This window comes from Massilimicrobiota sp. An105, from assembly GCF_002161155.1.
In the GTDB taxonomy this organism is placed as follows: domain Bacteria; phylum Bacillota_I; class Bacilli_A; order Erysipelotrichales; family Coprobacillaceae; genus Allocoprobacillus; species Allocoprobacillus merdigallinarum.
Map to the genome: position 1 here is coordinate 1 of NZ_NFLY01000109.1, position 1,008 is coordinate 1,008.

General features: G+C 41.8%; 1 protein-coding gene. It reads right to left on the reverse strand.

Annotation, left to right across the window (positions count from 1 at the left end; all coding sequences use genetic code 11):
* Positions 1–769, reverse strand: a 769-nt coding sequence (locus B5E48_RS13410) for a reverse transcriptase domain-containing protein (RefSeq protein ID WP_241146996.1), incomplete at its 3' end; no start/stop codon positions are given.
* Positions 770–1,008 lie beyond the last annotated feature (239 nt).

The window sequence follows — 1,008 nt, forward strand, 5'->3', positions numbered from 1 at the left end:
TTAGCCTGGCATATTCAGGATTCTGTCTGCGATGTTTTCCCATCGTATCGCGTTCGATAACTTCTTCCATGAATCTGTCCAGCTTATCCAGATAGATATTTGCAAGAATCGGACTGGCACAGGAACCCTGTGCATTGCCTTGTTTCGTTGAATGGAATTTGTGTTCCATGTCAAAATATCCAGCCTTAAGCAGTTTATTGATGAGGCGAATAAAGCGTTCATCATGAATTCTCTCACGAAGGATGGATTCTAGAATACGATGGTCGATTTCGTCAAAACATGCAGAGATGTCACCCTCAATGAACCAGACCGTAGAGCGCCAGGTTTCAACTTGAGCCAACGCACTATGTACACTGCGATTGGGACGGAAGCCATGGGAAAGGTTTGAGAATGTAGGTTCATAGATACATTCGAGTATGATGTGAACGCATTCCTGTACCAGCTTGTCCTTTCCATTGGGAAAGCTAAGCTTACGCATTTTCCCATTCTTCTTGGGGATGTAAGTAATTCTGTTGGGCTGGGGCTGATAGCTTTCATCTCTAAAGGATGAAATCAATTCATCAATCCACTCCTCACAGAAACCATGAAGAGATGTTCCATCGCTGCCAGCAGTTTCAGCACCATCATTGGATTTGATACTGTTGTAGGCAATGTAGTAGAAATCTCTATCGTATAAAAGGCGATAGACATCCTTGTTGATGTAACAGTGATTCTGGCTGTTACGGGAACGAAAACCTTCTAGTTTCGTTAAAAGTTTTTGATGACTCATTCGGGTCAACTCCTTTCAAAAATAGAAATTAGAAACTGTCTCCTTTCACCATGTATTATCCATTACAGATAATCGTTGGGCTACTGTAGAGACTCTCTACCCGTGATGGTTAGAATAAAGAAAAACCAGAGCACTAGGGTATATCACGGTAACGCTTAATATAGTCACTCCATACTTAGGTATCCAATTGGTCTTTTAGGTTGATGATGTCAACTGTGCTAAACGGCCTGCTTATATTC